This window comes from Methanimicrococcus stummii (genome assembly GCF_032594435.1).
Lineage (GTDB): Archaea > Halobacteriota > Methanosarcinia > Methanosarcinales > Methanosarcinaceae > Methanimicrococcus > Methanimicrococcus stummii.
In genome coordinates this window covers 73,722-91,315 of the sequence record NZ_CP131062.1, presented here as the reverse complement: position 1 = coordinate 91,315, position 17,594 = coordinate 73,722, and the positions used below count along the sequence as shown (strand labels likewise).

Annotated in this window: 17 protein-coding genes; 3 read left to right on the top strand and 14 right to left on the bottom strand. The window is 41.8% G+C overall.

Annotated features, from left to right (window positions below):
* Window positions 1-20: 20 nt before the first annotated feature.
* The 8 genes from MmiEs2_RS00465 to MmiEs2_RS00430 form a co-directional block, all read right to left on the bottom strand.
* Complete coding sequence (locus MmiEs2_RS00465) at window positions 21-1,304, bottom strand: anhydromevalonate phosphate decarboxylase (protein ID WP_316559487.1); 1,284 nt, start codon at window positions 1,302-1,304, stop codon at window positions 21-23.
* A gap of 171 nt (window positions 1,305-1,475) precedes the next feature.
* Entirely contained in the window at window positions 1,476-1,811 is a 336-nt protein-coding gene (locus MmiEs2_RS00460; protein WP_316559486.1) for a UPF0058 family protein, read from the bottom strand.
* Window positions 1,812-2,364: 553 nt separating this feature from the next.
* Window positions 2,365-3,537: a COG1361 S-layer family protein gene (locus MmiEs2_RS00455; protein ID WP_316559485.1), complete on the bottom strand. Its 1,173-nt coding sequence runs from the start codon at window positions 3,535-3,537 to the stop codon at window positions 2,365-2,367.
* 137 nt (window positions 3,538-3,674) lie between these two features.
* Window positions 3,675-5,024, bottom strand: coding sequence for a COG1361 S-layer family protein (locus MmiEs2_RS00450; protein WP_316559484.1), 1,350 nt, complete (start codon window positions 5,022-5,024; stop codon window positions 3,675-3,677).
* Window positions 5,025-7,445, bottom strand: a complete 2,421-nt coding sequence (locus tag MmiEs2_RS00445; protein ID WP_316559483.1) for a hydrophobe/amphiphile efflux-3 (HAE3) family transporter — start codon at window positions 7,443-7,445, stop codon at window positions 5,025-5,027.
* Between the two features lie 618 nt (window positions 7,446-8,063).
* Window positions 8,064-8,228, bottom strand: a complete 165-nt coding sequence (locus MmiEs2_RS00440; RefSeq protein WP_316559482.1) for a hypothetical protein — start codon at window positions 8,226-8,228, stop codon at window positions 8,064-8,066.
* Window position 8,229: 1 nt separating this feature from the next.
* Window positions 8,230-8,355 (bottom strand): hypothetical protein, encoded by a 126-nt coding sequence (locus MmiEs2_RS00435; RefSeq protein WP_316559481.1) that lies wholly within the window; start codon window positions 8,353-8,355, stop codon window positions 8,230-8,232.
* Window positions 8,356-8,778 carry a hypothetical protein gene (locus tag MmiEs2_RS00430; RefSeq protein WP_316559480.1) on the bottom strand — a complete coding sequence of 141 codons (423 nt, stop codon included), beginning with the start codon at window positions 8,776-8,778 and terminating at the stop codon, window positions 8,356-8,358.
* A 263-nt stretch (window positions 8,779-9,041) separates the two neighbouring features.
* Between MmiEs2_RS00430 and MmiEs2_RS00425 the strand changes: the two genes are divergently transcribed.
* Window positions 9,042-9,908 carry a TrmB family transcriptional regulator gene (locus tag MmiEs2_RS00425; protein WP_316559479.1) on the top strand — a complete coding sequence of 289 codons (867 nt, stop codon included), beginning with the start codon at window positions 9,042-9,044 and terminating at the stop codon, window positions 9,906-9,908.
* Between the two features lie 67 nt (window positions 9,909-9,975).
* On the opposite strand, the gene MmiEs2_RS00420 is transcribed toward MmiEs2_RS00425, so the two are convergent.
* Window positions 9,976-10,149: a DUF5350 domain-containing protein gene (locus MmiEs2_RS00420; protein WP_316559478.1), complete on the bottom strand. Its 174-nt coding sequence runs from the start codon at window positions 10,147-10,149 to the stop codon at window positions 9,976-9,978.
* 233 nt (window positions 10,150-10,382) lie between these two features.
* Here MmiEs2_RS00420 and MmiEs2_RS00415 point away from each other — a divergent pair, with 233 nt between their 5' ends.
* A complete protein-coding gene (locus MmiEs2_RS00415) occupies window positions 10,383-11,165 on the top strand; it encodes a YkgJ family cysteine cluster protein (RefSeq protein ID WP_316559477.1) in 783 nt (260 codons plus the stop codon).
* 12 nt (window positions 11,166-11,177) lie between these two features.
* On the opposite strand, the gene MmiEs2_RS00410 is transcribed toward MmiEs2_RS00415, so the two are convergent.
* The 3 genes from MmiEs2_RS00410 to argS all read right to left on the bottom strand — a co-directional run bounded on the left by MmiEs2_RS00410 (window position 11,178) and on the right by argS (window position 14,573).
* Entirely contained in the window at window positions 11,178-11,522 is a 345-nt protein-coding gene (locus MmiEs2_RS00410; protein ID WP_316559476.1) for a ribonuclease P protein component 4, read from the bottom strand.
* Window positions 11,523-11,530: 8 nt separating this feature from the next.
* Window positions 11,531-12,568: a methionine synthase gene (locus tag MmiEs2_RS00405; RefSeq protein WP_316559475.1), complete on the bottom strand. Its 1,038-nt coding sequence runs from the start codon at window positions 12,566-12,568 to the stop codon at window positions 11,531-11,533.
* A gap of 268 nt (window positions 12,569-12,836) precedes the next feature.
* A complete protein-coding gene (gene argS / locus MmiEs2_RS00400; protein ID WP_316559474.1) occupies window positions 12,837-14,573 on the bottom strand; it encodes an arginine--tRNA ligase in 1,737 nt (578 codons plus the stop codon).
* 296 nt (window positions 14,574-14,869) lie between these two features.
* Here argS and MmiEs2_RS00395 point away from each other — a divergent pair, with 296 nt between their 5' ends.
* On the top strand, window positions 14,870-15,964 hold the full coding sequence (locus MmiEs2_RS00395) for an AI-2E family transporter (RefSeq protein ID WP_316559473.1): 1,095 nt from the start codon (window positions 14,870-14,872) through the stop codon (window positions 15,962-15,964).
* Window positions 15,965-16,054: 90 nt separating this feature from the next.
* On the opposite strand, the gene MmiEs2_RS00390 is transcribed toward MmiEs2_RS00395, so the two are convergent.
* Both MmiEs2_RS00390 and pssA read right to left on the bottom strand, forming a co-directional pair.
* Window positions 16,055-16,432, bottom strand: a complete 378-nt coding sequence (locus MmiEs2_RS00390) for a dihydroneopterin aldolase family protein (protein WP_316559472.1) — start codon at window positions 16,430-16,432, stop codon at window positions 16,055-16,057.
* A 9-nt stretch (window positions 16,433-16,441) separates the two neighbouring features.
* Window positions 16,442-17,140, bottom strand: a complete 699-nt coding sequence (gene pssA, locus MmiEs2_RS00385; RefSeq protein WP_316559471.1) for a CDP-diacylglycerol--serine O-phosphatidyltransferase — start codon at window positions 17,138-17,140, stop codon at window positions 16,442-16,444.
* Window positions 17,141-17,594: the final 454 nt, after the last annotated feature.

The window sequence follows — 17,594 nt, the reverse complement described above, 5'->3', positions numbered from 1 at the left end:
TTTGCCACCTCATCCGACATTTATTTCTTCAATTCGGGAAACTTCGCGCGTTCGAAATCTTCTTTGTGCGCGAGCACTTTTGTCGCGTCCACGCCGACTTTTGAAGTCGTTCCGTCCGGCGCGCCGCGCGGGTCAAGCGAGCTTCCGCGAACGTTTGTGATAATCATCGTGTCCATGTCGCCTTTGACACGCGTCGCAATCGCGAATTCGACATCGTCCGGATTGAAAATGTCAATATCCTCGTCGACGACAACGACGTGTTTTAAGCTGGTGTGCGCGGCAAACGCAGCCATGATTGCGTTTTTCGCGTCGCCTTCTGTTTGCTTTTTGATTTGGACAACGGCGTGCAGATAACAGCAGCCGCCTTCCGTTAAAACAACATTGGAAACGGTTGTCACTTCGCTGACCGCTTTATAAATTTTCGGCTCGTACGGAACGCCCATCATGAGCAAATGTTCGGCACCGGCCGGCAGAATGCCGTGATAAATCGGATCTTTTCTATGGTAAATTTTCGTAATTTTGATAACGGGCTCGGGACGAATGTGATCATACGTTCCCGTGATGTCAACAAACGGGCCTTCCGGCACGCGTTCGGCAGGGTCAATATAGCCTTCGAGAACATATTCGGCGTGCGGTACTTTGATGCCGTTTGAACATTCAAAAAGTTCAACAGGCGCGCCGCGAAGCGCCGCTGCGTATTCAAATTCTTTGGAAAGCGGCACGCGTGTGGTACTCGCATAAGTGATGACGGGGTCTGCGCCGAGAACGATTGCAACCGGCAATTTTTCTCCTTTTTCGGACGCTTTTTTATGAATCACGTAAGTGTGGCGCGGCGGAACAAGTCTTGCTGCAAGCGTATTTTTGTCAACGACCATTAATCTGTGAATGGATGCGTTCTTTTCGCCTTCGTATTCCGACACAACAATTCCGGCGGTAATGTAACCCTCGCCGCCGTCTTTTTCAAAGTGCTTCATAATCGGCAGCTTGAACAAATCAACGTCTTTCTCTTCGACGACGACTTCTTTTGTCGGCGAGTCTTTCACGACGACAACTTCGCCGTCGGGCGTGATGTCTGCCAAACGCTGAATGATTTCTTCTTTGGAAACGCCGAGCATCGCGCCGAGTTCTTCGCGGCTGCCGAGCAGGTTCATGATTGCTTTTGAGCCGTCAACATTGTTGAAAAGAACAGGGCCTTTGTTTTCGTGCGCTAAAATCGGCGCTTCATATTCTTTTGAAACAGAGCGATCGATTTCAGTCAAGCGCCCGTTCTTTCTTAAATTGTCAATAAAACCGCGAAAAGTCATAGTATCTGTTTTTGAAAACGGTGTATGTAAATAAAAAGGTTGCTTCTTTCTTTTTTGATTGGGGGAATTAATTCGAGGCACCGCCGTGCGCGAGCCGCTCCGCTTTTTCAAAAAAAATAATAAAAGCTTCCGTTTTTCAAAAAAATAAAAAAGGGATTCTCACATCATTTTTTATTTTTCACCCTCGTCCGAATTCATTTTAAAAATGCCGGAAGCTTCGCCCGGCAGAATCTTTTTCGGACTTTTCGTCTTGGTTTTAGACGTTTGATAAACGGCGTTTTCTTCGGCGACAATTAAAGACAATTTGGAGCTGAGCATAAAAATCGCTTTTTCATGATCGTCCTTGCTTTTGTGAATATGCATCGGCGTGATAAACAACTCATTATAATCTTCAAACTCTTCCTGATAACCCATCTTTTCGTAACTGTTTTTCATTTTTGCCAAATCGGCGTGAACCCTGATTAAATCTTGCTTTTGAATAGAATCACCTCCAAACTGCAAACGCATTTGTATTTACAGCAAAACCCCAATTCTGCTGAATCAAATTCAATGAATTTTGGAATGATTCCCCATACGCTTGGAAAACTTGTCTAAATCAGTTACATAAATATATTTCGAAATATTTTTAGTTGAATTTGTTTCAGATTTATAATTTGCTTCAAAAATAAACATCATGCGGCTCAAAAAAAGAATTATCACCGATTTGTAAAATCCGCCTTCAAAGACATTTATAATGAATAATATTTATAAATTTGATTTTTGAAAAACATTGTAAAACAATTGTCAACAGATTTGAACAAAATTCAAAAAACTCATTTGTTAAGGCAATTATTCCAATAATATATTATTAAAAAGAATAAATGTGATTTAACAAATCTGATTTTAAAACGATTAAAAAACACGATAAAATAAACAAATAGAAAAACAGAATTAATAAAATAAAAACCAATCGGAAAAGCCGAATTAATCAAAAAACAAAAGTCAAAAGTAAAAAAGCAAAAATCAAAAGCCAAAAATTAAAAGTCAAAAATAAGAAAAATAATGGCGGCAATTGCCGTCATTATTCTTTTTTGCCGCCGGAAATCTTGTTGCGGATTCCGTCAAACGGTTTTTTGTCAAGCCCTTCTTTCTTGTATTTTTGAGACATGGTAAGATAATAGCCGGCTGCGATTAAAATCAAAACAACAATCAATGCGATCGCGATTGTCGCAGGCGTCCAAAACGGCGTCTCTTCAACCTGAACTTCCACTTTTAAAGCGTCTGTAATCTGCTGGTGACCGTAATTGTCTTCGTACAAAATCTCGCTGTTGATTGCGTAAAGTTTGTCGAAGATAACGGAATCTTCATCGACGCTGATTTTAAACGCGGCGGTGACTTCATCTCCGGGTTTCACGGTTCCGAGATAGGACTGGTCGTCGGTTGTACTGAACGGTGTTGCCGTGCTCAAACGGACAAACGCGCTTTTTGCCTGCTCTTCACCGTTGTTTTTGTAGGTCACATAAAGCATGCCGTCATTCTTTGCGGACAAAGAATGGTCAACGTTCACGATTTCGAATTTCGTTGCTTCTTTGACTTTGATTGTGACAGGGATTTTCTGGCTCACGTCTTCATTGTACCAGTAAGAAGCGTTTAAGTTGCGGATGCCGGAAAGAGAAACGCCGTTACTGATTGCGTCAGCATCGTAAATCACATTTCTCAAATGTTTGAAAGTCACATTCAGCGTTAATTCGTATTCGCCGGCCGGAACATCTTTTTGAATGTCAACATAATAGTTGAGCGGATTGGTTGTTGAGCCTGATGTCAAACTTCCGGCTTCCTGAGTTCCGGTTTTAACGGTAATTCCGGAAACGTCGGATTCAAGCGTTGCGACAACGCCGACCGCTGTTAAAATGGAATTGATGTTTTCAAGTTCCATCTGCTGAAGCGTTGCGTTCAGCTGCTGGTCAACATTACTTCCTCTGTCTTTGACTTCATTTTCGGATTTGAAGCCTTCAATCACGCCGTGATTGGACAGCGTCAGCGGAACGGTTGCGGTTTGCCCGCGGGAGTATTCGCCGTTGCCCTGAACGCTGACATGGATGTCAGGCTGACCGTAAAACGAATAGTAGTTGCTGCTTAAGCTGCCGTAATAAGTTTGATTCGCTGCTGCACCCAAAGCCATCGGCGTCATTGCGCTGAAGACAAAAATTGCCAAAATGGCAAACGTTGCGTATTTTTTAATATTTTTAAGCATAAAGATCACAATCGGTTTTTATTTTAATTTTTGAGATCATTTGATTCGATTTTAATTTTGATTCTTTTTAAATTTTAATTCGAAATTTAATGATTTGTTAAATTTAATGATTTAGAATTTGTAAATCTCGGTACCCGTCAATTTTCAGAATCGGCAATCCTTTTCGTTTCCTCTTCTTTCTTGCCGCCTTTTTTCTTGCTGCCTTTGTAATAATCATAAACCAAAGAAAGCGCGACAAGGAGAAGGACACCGACTAACGCGTTTTTAAACGTGAATATCGTAAACGGATTTATCATTGACATGTCCAGCTTAATCGCCGGCGCAATCTGTAATTTATCTTCCTCGTCGTAATATCTGACATCGGAGTTCACGCCGTAGATTTTCTCCATCGCGGAACCGTGAGCGGTAATCGGATATTCAATCGTTACAGATTCTCCGGGCGCAACGTCTCCCAAAAGTCCTTTGTTTCGGGTTGAGCTGAGCGGATACATCAAACTGAGTTTGGATTCCGCGTTGTAAGCCATTTCGTCGCCGATGTTCGTGTACGTCACGGCAATCGTTTTCGTCTTTCCGGCCGAAATCGTTCCGTTGATTTCAGACGCTTCGAAAACCGCGCCGCTTGTAATGTAAATCGGGATTTGTATGACAGTTTGGCGCATTTCATATTCCTGAACAAACGCATCGGAATAAAGGAATGTCGTAAATCCGTCGGTGCTGTTTCCCGCTTTAATCATTTTCGCGTTGGACGGATACTTGTAATCCACCGTCATGTTAACGATGTATTCCCCCGCAGGCGTATCCGGACTGATTTTAATCGGAACGGACACGACATTGTAATTTCCGCTGTTCAAGCTGCTCAAATACGCATAATCGCCGCTGTTGTCAACTTCGATATACGGACTGTCGCAAACGAATTTCAAATTAAGGGATTGGGCGTTAATTCTGCCGGCTTCAATCATCATTTCGGTTTGCGCCAATGTATTTTGTTGGTTCATGTCAGCGGATTCAATGGAATAATTCACATAGTCTGAGAAATGAATGATATTTACATCTTCAGTTACTGCCGGATCACCGGGTGTAGCTCCTTCACGGATATACTTTTTAATTGTTTCATTGCTCAGATTCGATGCAATAACATATTCTCTGTACACGACTTTTTCCAGCAATCCTTTGTTGGCGACGGCGATTTGAACATTGGCCGTTTCGCCTTTCTTAAATTCTTGGTTGCCGCGCAGCGCGCCGGTAATTTCGGGCTCGCCGTAGCCGACGTAATAGTCGAGTGTGTCCGATCCCATGACGGGAATGAAACTTTCAGCGGCGGCCGGGCTGCAAATGGAAATTAATATAAATGCCGCTGCAATCAAACAGTAAAGTTTGGATTGCGTTTTGCTTCGGCCGGTCTTTTCATTTTGTTTATTCATTGTGCCGTAGCCTCTTAATTTTTCTGTGTTTGCCGGATGATTTTGATTTTCACAAACTGTGTTCATTTAAATCATCTCCGTTTTCTTATTTGATTTGAATATTGAAAAAATTGAATCTTTCAAGTCGCCCATTGTTTGTTTGAAACCTTTTTCTTTAAAGTTGTCAAACGTCAGCATCAGCGGCGGGAACACGACGAATGATGCGAGAAGCGTCATCAGCATGTTAATCACCGTCACAAGGCCGAAACTGGAAATGATGCCGAAAGCCGATGCCGTCAGCGCGAGAAAACCGAAAATCGTTGTCGTCCCCGACACGACCAAAGCGATACCGGTGTTTGTCACAGCCGTTCGCATGGCTTCCGTTGCCGGCAAGCCGTGGCCTTTCTCCTCGTAGAAACGCTCCATTAACAGAATCGAATACTCCGATCCCGCGCCCAAAATCATACAACCCATAACAGCCGTCATCGGTGTGTAAACAATATTAAAGGCGTACATCACAAGACCCGACCAGCCGATCACCATCGCAATCGTCAGAACCGGACCGAGCGCTTTGTAAATGTCTCTGTAAATGAGAAGAAGCGCGACAAAGACGAGGAAAACACCGAGCAATGTCTGCTGAACACGGCCGGAGAGGAGCGAGTCCAAGAGTTCCGTGTACGGAATCGTCGATCCCGTAATCGTTGCCGTTGTTCCGGGCGGCATTTGGTGCCACATCAAATCCTCGTTGATAATCGCAACAAGCGTTTTGACGCCGTCCATCGGCAAATCACTGACAGCGGATCCGACGTCCAAATTCAAGAGCAGCATTGAGTTGCCGTATGAATATTGTTCCATCGTACCTTCGGGAAGTTGGTCGTAAATCGCCTGAACTTCTTCGCGCGTATCCGGAATGATGCCGCCATTGTAATCTTTGACAATGTTTGCCAAACTGTCGGTGCCGTAAACATAATCTTGATTCGTAATTTGATACGTTCCGAATTCGTCCATCCATTTCAGAATATGCGGTGACGCAATGTCTGAAGTTTGAATCATAATATTAATTGCATCAGATCCGCCCATCACAGTTCCCATGTGATAGAAATCAACAAGTGCCGGCATATCTTGCGGCATGTATGTTTTAAAATCGGTTTCTGCGGGAATCGTTGAATCCGCGTAAACGCCTAACGCACCGGTTACAATCGCGACGACGAAAATCGTTTTCTTATGGCGGAGCGTGAAATCAATGACTTTGTTTAAAGTCGCTGTAATAATATTGCTTGTCGAATCTTCGGCAGCTTCGGTTTCAATAATTTCTGCCGCACCGGTTTCGGATTTGTATCTTTCCAAAGCCGGAAATATTCGGCTGAATATTGATTTTCTGCCGGTTTCTTCTTCTTTTTTATGAACTCTCTCGGAGAGCTTGTCCATGAAATACAAAGAAATCGTTCCGAAAAAGAGCGCTGCCGTGTAACAGCCGATACAGCCGATAATCAGCAATTTTCCGAAATCCTGAATCATCGGGATTGATGATGTCAAAAGGGACACGAAACTGACGCAGGTAACGAACAATGCCGTCAGCACAGCAGGTCCCGTGTATTTAAAAGTTGAAATGACCGCTTCGCGGCGTGTTTCGGATCTTCTGAGCTCTTCTTCCATACGATTGTGGAACTGAATCGCGTAGTCGATGCCGAGACCGATGAGAATCGGGAACGCGGCGATTGATACCATCGTCATATTGATTTCTAAGAATCCCATTGCGCCGAACGTGTAAATCAAGCCGAAAATAACGACGACTAACGGATAAAGTCTCCAGCGGACGCCTTTAAAGACAAGGCCCAGCGCGACAACCATCAAAAGAACAGCAAGCAGCAGTAAAATAACCATGCTGCCGGACATTTCAACATTCATGTCCGATGTCAGCGCCGCGTTTCCGGTAACGATTAAATTATAACCGGGTGGGAACGACGCAAAATTGACGGCATCTTTTGTCGCCGCCAAAATATCCGCTTTTTGCTCTTCGGAAATGTTTCCGTAGGTGATTAAAATAAGCGAATGCGTATTATCATAAATCAAATTTTCATAGATGTCGGGGTTGTAGCTGATTAAAGTTTCAACTTCTTCAATCGAAGAAGGAATTTCAGAACGCCCTGTTACTTGTTCATTGGTTGCTTTAATTATCGTCGCCGGGCTGGCAACAGAATTGACGCCGGCTACATTTTCCATTATACTTTCAAGCCGTTCGCTCGCTTTTAAAAGAGCAGGGTCCCGAACATTCGCACCCTCGACCATAATAACGATCGACTCTTCACTGAACATACGCGTGTATTGGTCCAGATCCTGATACATTTTGGAATCTTTTTGAATATACGTGTCCATTCCGGAATACATTGTAATTCCGGTCGCGCCGTAAACAGCAATTAAAATTAAAACAATGAAGCCGATGAAAACAAGCCAGCGGTTTGAATCCGCAAATTTTCCCATTTTTTCAAAAAGGCTTGATAAAGACATAAAAATCCTCGACTAATAATTATTAATAAATCTAAATGTTTTTGAAGAATTTGAGTTTAAATTTAGTTAAGTTTTTTAAGATTTTGAATTGTTTTTAGATGTTTTTTTACAAAAATCCTCATTTAACACCGTTTCAAATCTTCTTTTAGTTATTATAGTTTCTGTATTTTAAAAATTGAATTTAATTTTCTTTAATCGTTTTTAGAGTTGATTCATTTTTATTTGTTTTTGGGATTTTGGGTTGTTTTGATTGAGTTGTTTTGGTTTATTGATGTTTTTGGTGGTTTGAGTTTCTGGGTTGTTTTTAGGTTTGTTTTTTGGTTTTTAAGGTTTGGGTTTTTAGGGTTTGTTTTTGGTTTATGGGTTTTGGTTTATTGGGTTTAGAACTCAATTAATGAATCGCGGTTTTAAAGAAAATTAAATCCGTTTCGTTTTGTATAGACACATTCATCTCTGTTGGCAACGCCGAAAATTTTCGAATCAAAATGTTGTTACCCCCAGAGTAACAGAATATTTGCAATCGTACAATACTTTTCTTGCATATATATGTTGTTACTTTTAGGGTAACAATTTTTTCAATTCATTCTCTTCATTTTGTTTAATTTTTGAAATTTGAAGTTACAATATGATTCCGAAAATTGTCAAGAAATTCAAGAAAGCTTCCGGCATGAAGAGCATTTCCAATCCGCCGGTATAGATTCCGACAGCGCTGAATACGCCGCCTGCTACAATGGAAAATACGGAAGCGTAGAGAAGTCTTCCTCTCAACTTTTCATAATCCATTTTAATCGCCTCTCTTTCGGTTTTTGTGATTTTGTTTTCCGTTTTTCGAATACAATAAAATCGAAAGAATGATGCCGAACAAAGCCGCAAAAACAGAGACTTTTAAGATCTGCTTTAAAATTCTCATTTACTCCACCTCAATTCGGTAAACGCTTTTTTTCAATTCTCTTATAGTTTTCACCGATAAGCCGATGTATTCGCGAAGAACATAATTTGTCGCATAAAAAATCGGCGCGGCAAGTCCGACGGCGAGCAGGCCACCGCCAAACGCGAACAAGAAAGCGCTTCCGGCCCCGGCAGTGTAGTTCATAATGCCGATGACGATTGCCGTTAAGCCGACAATCAAAAATGCGAACGCTGTAAAATAACCGATTGCAACCAGCAGTGCGCCTGCGAAAAGAAGCAGTCCTTTAATAACATTTTTACAGATTCTGATCGGGACCAACAAAGATTGTGAAATTATTTCCATAATTTCTTTGTTTGAACTCGAATTTTCGGCGAAATTATATTTCATTTCGCCGCTTTTTTCGTCATTTCCTTTATTATTCATGAGTATTTACCTCTTCCAATTATTCGTTTTTGATTCTTTCAAAACTGTTTTTTGAAAATGTTGTCACCAAAGTGGTAACACATTAAAATTTTAAAGACGACGTGAAGTATATAAACATTGTTGTCACATTTGGGGTAACAATTTTTCAAAAACGATTCTGATGATTAAAATAAAATTTTGAAATCATTAAAAACGAAAAATCAACACAACAAAAAACAATAACGATAAAACGAAAATTGCTTTAAACAACAGGATGGAACGAAATGAGATTAAGTGGAAAAAGCGGTGAACTCGTCTATAATTTGAAAAAACTTGGCCTTTCGGAAAATGAAGCGAAAGCATATGTCGCGCTCGTCTTCAGAAAAGAATCCAGTGCGCGTGAAATTCATGAATTTACGGAAATCCCGCGCGCGAAAGTGTATGAAGTATTGGACGGGCTTGTCGAAAAAAGATATGCTGAAGTTCTTCACGGAACACCCGTTCATTACAAGGCGACCGAACCCGAAGAACTGGTTCGAATGCTTCGGGAAGATTTCGAAGAAATCACGGCAACGATTTTAAAAGATTTTGAAGAAATCGAATATGTCGGCCCCGACCAAATTCAGGATGCATCTTTTATTTTGTATTTGAGAAGCGAATTTACAATCCGGAAAAAAATAAACGAGCTGCTTGATGAAACCCGAAAAAATATCATTATTCTTTCAAGTTCCGCCGAGCCGTTAAAGAAAATCGAAAGCGATTTGATTTCCGTCAAAAAACGCTTGAATATGATTATTTTAGTCAACGACGTCAAAGAATTTGACAATTTTTCATTGCCGGTCATGCAATATCCGCCAAGCGTTCAATCGTTATTGGTGGAGCTTGAAGACAGCCACCTCGCCAACCAAAGATGCTTCATTATCACGGATGTCAAAAAAGCAATCGCAATCGGCAGTGACGAATCAAAAATGGAAGCGCACTTCATTTCTCAGCCGGTTATTGATTTTCTCTATAAATCCATTTATTATTTTATTGTGAATGCCGACAAAATCGAGCTCCCGGAAGAGTTTTTCGAACCTCAGCAAATCGAGGAAAAATCCGACAAAAAAACATCCAAAAGATGTGTCTGCAAAAAACAGAATAAGAATTGAAACGATAAAAAATGAAACAAAAAAGTGAACGAACTTTTGTTCGTTCTTTTTTCTAAATTAAAAAAGATTATTTTGCGAGAGCCTTCGGGGATCTCTTCATGTATCTTCTTTTGTGTCCGGAAGATGTAAATCTCTGTGCCGGTCCCGGGTGTGCTTTTGCGCTCAATCCGTTTTCGACTTTCTTAGCGTTACCTTTTCTTCCTTTAACTCTGACCCAAACAATACTTCCTGTCTTGCCCATAATCAGTCCTCCTGTCTTTTTTAAGTTCCTTAAATTTAGTTTAATTAATTTTAATAATGTATGATTGTAAAAACAATATCGTGCACGATATTATTGCTGTTTCGGATTGCCGCCGAGAAATCCGATCCAATATATAATTAAGATTTAGAAAAATCGTAATCTTTAAGGTTTGACTATAACAAAGTTTTACAAATATAAACCTTACGTTTTGACCGGCTGCCTCTCCGCGCACGATGCCACACGATTTTCAAAAATTGCCCGAAAAGGACGGCATGTTTTCAAACATTAACTTTAAAATGAAACAAATTGTTTTTCGTTTCATGAAAAAAGCCGATTCGGATTTGGAATATTTTGAGAACGAAGCGAACGCTCTCAAAGAATATCCGAAATCCCGTTTTTTAGAAGTGGTTCAAGATGTCGGCTTTGAATGCGACTTTTGCGGCAAATGCTGCACGCATGCGTTTAACGATCACGTTTATTTGCTCAAAGACGATGTTTCCCGTCTTCTCGAAATTGATTCAAACGCTTTGATGCCGTCGCCTTATTTTGATTTTTGTGATCAGGACGGCAGGTTTTATGTTTCCGGCTACAGTTTGAAAACGCAAAGCGATGATGTCGGCAGCTGTGTTTTTTTGGAAAACAATCGCTGCCGGATTTATGATAAACGACCGCTTATTTGCCGCGTTTATCCTTACATGATTCACAGAGAAGAAGACGATTCGGGTTCGTATGATTGGCGCGAAATCAGCGGCCTCAACGAACACGGATTATACGGCGCCGAAATGAATGAAAACGAGGCCGCCGAGATTTATGAAATAACAAAAAAATACGAATCGGGATATATCAATCAAGAAATTGAATTCCTGAAAGCCGTTTCAAATCATTTTGAGAAAAACAAGCTCAAACACATTCCGAAAGTTTATGACAAACGGATTCGTGATTTTGAAAAAGGCGAAATCGTTACGGTTTTTGTTTATTATAACGGCATTTTTCACGAACATCAAACGCAAAAATAAATTTAAAAAAAATCAAACGTTTTCTTTTTCGACTTCATTTTTTTCATAATACGGATACCGGCTTATCTTGCCGCATTCAAAACAAGTTGTTTGAACGATACTGTCTTTGAGCCGGATTCTACAATTGTTTCCGGGAACGAGCCAGCCGTAACAGTGTTTGCAGATGCGTCTTTTTTGCGGGCGCGTCAGGCGGACGCGGTAGCGCATGCCGATGAGGCGTGCCAGCTCAACATAGCGTTTTGTCCGTTCGGGATGCGTTTTAAAATTTTGTTCCGCAAGCTCTAAAAGAATAACAATTCGCTCTTCGGCGATTTTTTTGGATAAATCTTTATTCTTTTTTCGGCGGTTTTGAGCCATGTTTTGCCTCATTTGTGTTTTTCATTAAACGCGGCAATCGCAATTCCCGTGTTTTTCAAAAGCGCGGCTGCCAGTTCCTGTGACGGCCACGAGCCGAGACCGCAGTCGGGACCGGCATATTTAATTCGGTCGCCGAAAACGCCGTAAAGCTTTTCCAATCGCTTCATTGCCGTTTCAGGCGTCTCCATTTCCGTTATGATTCCCTGCATGATTTCCGGCTTGTCCCAAACGTTGCCGCCGTATTTTTCATTTAAATTTCCGGCCATGCTGAAAATATCCGTTCGCGTAATGCCGGCGCGGACGTAGGTGTCGTAATCGGAAAGAACATTTTTGTCAATCATATCGGCGTAAGAAGGCGTTGCGGCGGATTCCATGCCGATGACATTAATCGTTTCCGCTTGGCAAGCCAAATCATAATAAAGCGGCGAATGAATGTGGATTTCAACGTCCGCGCCGAATTTTGCGGCATCGCCGCCGGCTTTAGTCAGCGCCGTTATGATTTCGTCGGCAGGAAGCGCGAGATCCGGATTGATTCCGATGCTCGGCTCGTCAATGGAGACGGTTGCGATTTGACAGTTTTTCATGTTTGAAATCGCGTTTTTGACAAAGAGATTGACATCTTTTGCGAATAATTGATAAATATCGGTGTAAGACGCGCCGCCGAATTCTTTAAGATACAATTCGGTCGGACCGGTTACACACATTCGAACAAGCGGCTTTTCGCCCGTTTCTTCTTTGATTTTCTGACAAAACAAGTCCATCGCTTTCATTTCGATGGTTCCGGCGCATTCTTCTTTTAATTCAAACGGACCGGTGCAGCATTTTTCGTCTTTCATCGGGCGCAAAAACTGTTCGTTCATGTCTCTGACTTGCGAATAATTGGGAATCAAAACGCCGGCTTCCATTTTCAATGCCGTAATCTGATCCAAAACGGGAAACAGCAAAGCGTCATCGTTTTGATTAAACGCGGCTTCGCTGAGCGCGGTTTTGGAAGCACCCGGCGGAAGCGGAAAACTGCCGATGTCGTCAAAAAGAATTTCAGTCATTGTTTGTCAATTGGCAACGAAGGAATAAAAGCATTTGCAAGAAACTTTTTTTTAAACTCGCGAGCGATTTCTAATTTTTTAAAAAATCTATGGGTGAGTTTTATAAATTTTTAAAAAAATTGTGCCGTTCGCGCGCGCCGCGGCATTTCGCAGGTGATAAGGAAGGGGTGCCGAAGGCACCCCTCAGAACAGAAACTGACACCAACCGGAAACGAAAAACTGACACCAACCGGAAAAAAGAAATTGAGGACAAAGCCTCAATTTTAAATTACATGGATTCGGGCGCGTCAATTCCGAGGCAGGAAAGCGCGTTTGCAATCGCCGCCTTGGCGGCGAAAACCAAAGCCAATCTCGCTTTTTTCAATTCGAGGTCTTCGACATTTAAAACCGGTGCGTAGCGGTAGAATTGATTGAAATCGTCCGCCAATTCTCGCGCGTAAATCGCGAAGGTGTGCGGTTTTAAGCTGGCGGCGCTTTCTTCGATTTTTTGTTCGAATTGCGCGATCTTTTTAATCAGAGCCGCTTCCTGCGGCTCGGTCAAAAGCGCAAAATCCGCGAAATCCGCAGTTATGCCGCCTGCGCCGATTGTTCCGTCTTCTTCGGCTTTTGCCAAAATGTTAGATGCGCGCGCGTGAGCGTATTGAATGAAAGGCGCGCCTTGTTTTTCAAAGTCAAGCGCCGTTTCCCATTCAAAAACGGTGGATTTGTCGGAAGACACTTTGATAATATCGTAACGTGTCGCACCGATTCCGACCATTCGCGCGACTTCTTTCTTAAAGTCCTCAGACTCTTCCGGACGGCGTTTTTCGATTTCTTCAAACGCTTTGTCAATCATTTGTTTGAGCAATTCATCGGCGGTAATGAAAACACCGCGGCGCGTGCTCATAGATCCTTCCGGAAGAGAAACGAATTCAAAAATAACGACTTCGGGCTGCTTGTCGCCGAGCAAATCAAGCGCGGCGCGAAGCTGACCGGAAATCAATTTATGATCCGCGCCGAAAACATCAATCATGCGGTCGCATTGCGGCGCTTTCCATTCATGGTAAGCCAAATCTCTGGTCGTGTAAAGCGATGTGCCGTTTGAGCGGCGAATCACAAGCGTCTTTTCAAAACCGTAATCGGAAAGATCAACGACAAGCGCGCCGTCGGAGTCTTTCGTTTTGCCGGTTGCTTCCAATCTTGAAATGACATCCCAGACGGCGCCGCTTTCAATAAATTGAGATTCGCGGACGAATTTGTCATGTTTGACATTCATCAGCTGAAGCGTCTCGGAAATGCCGGCAACCGCCATGTCAACCGCGCCCGTGAAACTGTCAATCGTTTCTTTGTCACCGTTTTCCACCTTTTTCATGAGCTCTTCGATATGCGCGTTGACGGTTTCGTCCTTTGCGATATCCTCATTGGCCTTGACATAAACGTCAACGATCGCATAATCCGGCTTAATATCCATATTGAGCGGATATTTCGACGCGGCCCATGAAACAACCGCAATCTGGCGGCCGATGTCGTTGACATAATATTGAACTTCAACATCATAGCCGGCTTTTTTCAAAATTCTGGAAAGCGTGTCACCGAGAATCGCGTTTCGAATGTGACCGACATGGAGCGGCCCGTTCGGATTTGCCGATGTGTGTTCCAAAAGAATTTTGCCGGTATTTTTTCCGCTGCCGTAATTTTCCTTTTCGACGACGACGTTTTCAACGGTTTTTGCTAAATATTTGCCGGAGGCAAAAATATTGATGTAAGGACCTTGCGCCGTTATTTTTTCAATCAAATCCGCTTCCTTTAAACTGTCCGCGGAGACGGCGCCTGCGATTTCCTGCGCGATTTTCGCAGGGTTTGCGCCTTTTTCCGCCTGAGCCGTCAGCACAAACGCCAGCCGCGTCGCTAAATCAGCGTGCTCCGAAACTTCCGTCGGCACCTCATCTTCCCGAATGCTGTAGCCGAGAGAAACCGCAGCCGTGCTGAGCACTTTTTGAACCTGTTTCTTAAATTCGATAAACAAAAAAATCACCCGACCCGAATGAGCCATTATTTAAAATAATTTTGAAATTTTCCTCAGATTATCTCAGATTTATTAGATTAAAGTTATTACAACGATTAAAATTGACTTGAATATTATTATGGATATTTGAATCGGATATCAGAATTTAAATATTTCTCTTTTTTTCGGAGATTTTTCTTTCACGTTTTCGATTCACCCGCTCTGATAATTATTCTTTTTAAATGAATGTGTTCATATAGGATTAATCATATAGAATGAGCCAATATAAATTAAACATAATTTAAGCAGGGAACGACATGGGCAAAACAAAAACAACGTCTACAAACCTTTATCAGGTGCCTTTGCCGCTGACGACAAGCAAGCGCGTTTGGCTGGCGATGGCAGGCATTTTTGCCGCTCTCTGCGCAATTATCATGACCTTGTTCTATTTTTCGGAACTTTTCATCGTTATTCTTTTCGGATTATGTTTTATCGCGCTCTTGAATAAAGCGATTAAAATTTTCAATAAATATACCGGTCAATACACGCGAAAACAAAAACAAGTGCTTGCGATCGCCGGCGTTTTGCTGACCGTTGCAATCTGCGGCTACTTTTTCATAACGCAAATTAATAATTTATCCGATTTGTTTTCAGACTTAACAGGCCTCCAAGACATGATTTTACAAGGAACGCAGCTCTTTTTGGACACGCTTTCCGTTTTGCCCGATGCTGTGACAAATTGGGTTCAAAACATGATAGATTCCATCGTCAACTCAATTTTTTCGTACACCCGCGCCTTTTTATCTCAGGCTTTGTTCTATATTTTGGCAATCGTCCTTCTTTATCCGATTATGTTCAAAATGTATTTTAAAGACGGAGAAAGACTTAAAAAAGTCATCAATTCCGCCGTGCCGAAAAGATTTGAAAACGAATTCGCTTATACGGCAAATGCGGTTTTGACGCAATCCAATAACTTTTTCGTCGCGAAAATCATTGAAAGTTTCGGAATTGCATTCATTTGCTGCACCGGATTTTATTTAATAGGTCTTCCCGGTTGGCTTTTCCTCGGCATTTTAGCCGGTCTTTTAAACAACGTGCCTTACATCGGCCCGATTTTTGCAACCATTCCGCCGGTAATCATCGGTTTTGTCATCGGCTGGAAAGTCGCGCTGCTCGCGGCCGGCGTTTGTCTGATTGCTCAAATCGTTGACAATATTTACCTTGTCCCATTTATGATTTCAAGCAAAGTCAGTGTCAATCCGTTTACAACAGTCTTATTGATTTTGATTTTCTCACAGCTGTACGGCGCACTCGGAATGATCCTCAGCATCCCGATTTATATCATATGCAAAATCATTTTGGTTGAATCTTATAAGCTTCTCGTCCGGCTTTTCCCCGAACCGCTCAGCTGAAAAAAGATTAAAAAAGGATTAAAAAATAAGAATTCATTCAACGATCCTGAACGAATGAATTGATTTTATTTGAACTTGATTTCATTGATTTTATTCTTCCGCTTTTTCAACTTTATCGATTTGCATCAACGGATAATTAAATTCATGATTCATTTTTAAAGAAACGAAAGCTCTTGCGGTATTAAATCGAATAATTGCTTTGACATCCAGCATTTTTCCTTTTAATTCGGTGTATTCAAAGATTTCATTTAATTCCGCTGCCACCACTTTTGCGTCAATTTTGACGCTTACGGATTCCACAAAAGGCTGCGCCGAAATGCTTTCTTGAATTGCTTTCTCCATCGACGAAATTCCAGAAACAGAAAGCGGACTGCCGACAAATTGATGATAAAGCGCGCCGAGTTTGATACCGGCTTCAAAAAGAGCGTTGTCGCGATCCGTAATTTCAAAAAAATCAGTTTCGGTCATGGATTCACCTTAAAGGTCAACGCTTTTCTTTTTTCCGATGATTCCCGCCAGCGGGGAAATCAAATACATCAGCATCAAAACGCTGAGAATGAGCGGGAAAACGATGATGACCGGGTTTCCGATAAAAACAGAAGCAATCGTTCCGAGGAAAACAATAATCAAAACGACGAAAGTTCCTTTTTTCATGACTTTCGAATACGGAACCGTGCTGATCATGAGTAATGAAAGAACGAACATGAAAATCATCAGGATTTCAATGCCGTAAGGGAAAACAACTTCGATTTTTTCCAAATTCAAATACATTATAATGAACACAGCGATTGCAACGCACGCGCCTGTGATCGGGATACCTGAATAACCCGGCTCTTTCGACGGAAACGCATTGTAGCGCGCAAGTCTTAAAATGCCGCAAATCAGATAGAAACAGACGAAAACGACTGAAATGAAACTTTCGCTGATGCAGTAAATGATGACGGCCGGCGCGACGCCGAATGAGACTGTGTCGACAAGCGAATCAATATGCGCCCCGAGCGGGCCGCTGGATGTTTTCCGGGCGACGTAGCCGTCTACGCCGTCTGCCGCTGCGGCAATCAGGAGACAGGCTGCTGCCGCTCCGTAAGCGCCGCTGAATGCAAGAAAAACAGCTGCCATTCCGAAAAGGAGATTGATAATTGAAACAAAATCGGGTGCTTTGAGAAGATGTAACACGCTCTTAGATTAATTCTGTATTATTTATATATTCTTCGGCGGTTAGGCTGACGATTTCTGTTTTTTGTCGGTTTTAAAGGTTTCAAAGTTGTATAACTTCAATCAAATTTGTATTTAAGAAAACAGTTATAAACAAGAAATTATATTCATTAATTACTTGATAGTTTTTGAACTACTATTAGTTCATTGAACTAGTCAATCATCTGCAAAAACGAATTAAAACGAAAACCATCTATCCCAAAAACGATTAAAAACGAATACATAAAAACTAAATCCGAAAAATTTCAAAACCAAAACCAACCAAAAACGAAAAAAACGATTTCGATTTCATCCGCAAAAAAACGACTCCAAAAAACGATCTTCGGATGAAATCGACAATGCAGATGCTGATTTATTATCAAACTTATCTCTTCAATTTATGAATCATTCATTCCGACTATAATTGATTCTGAAT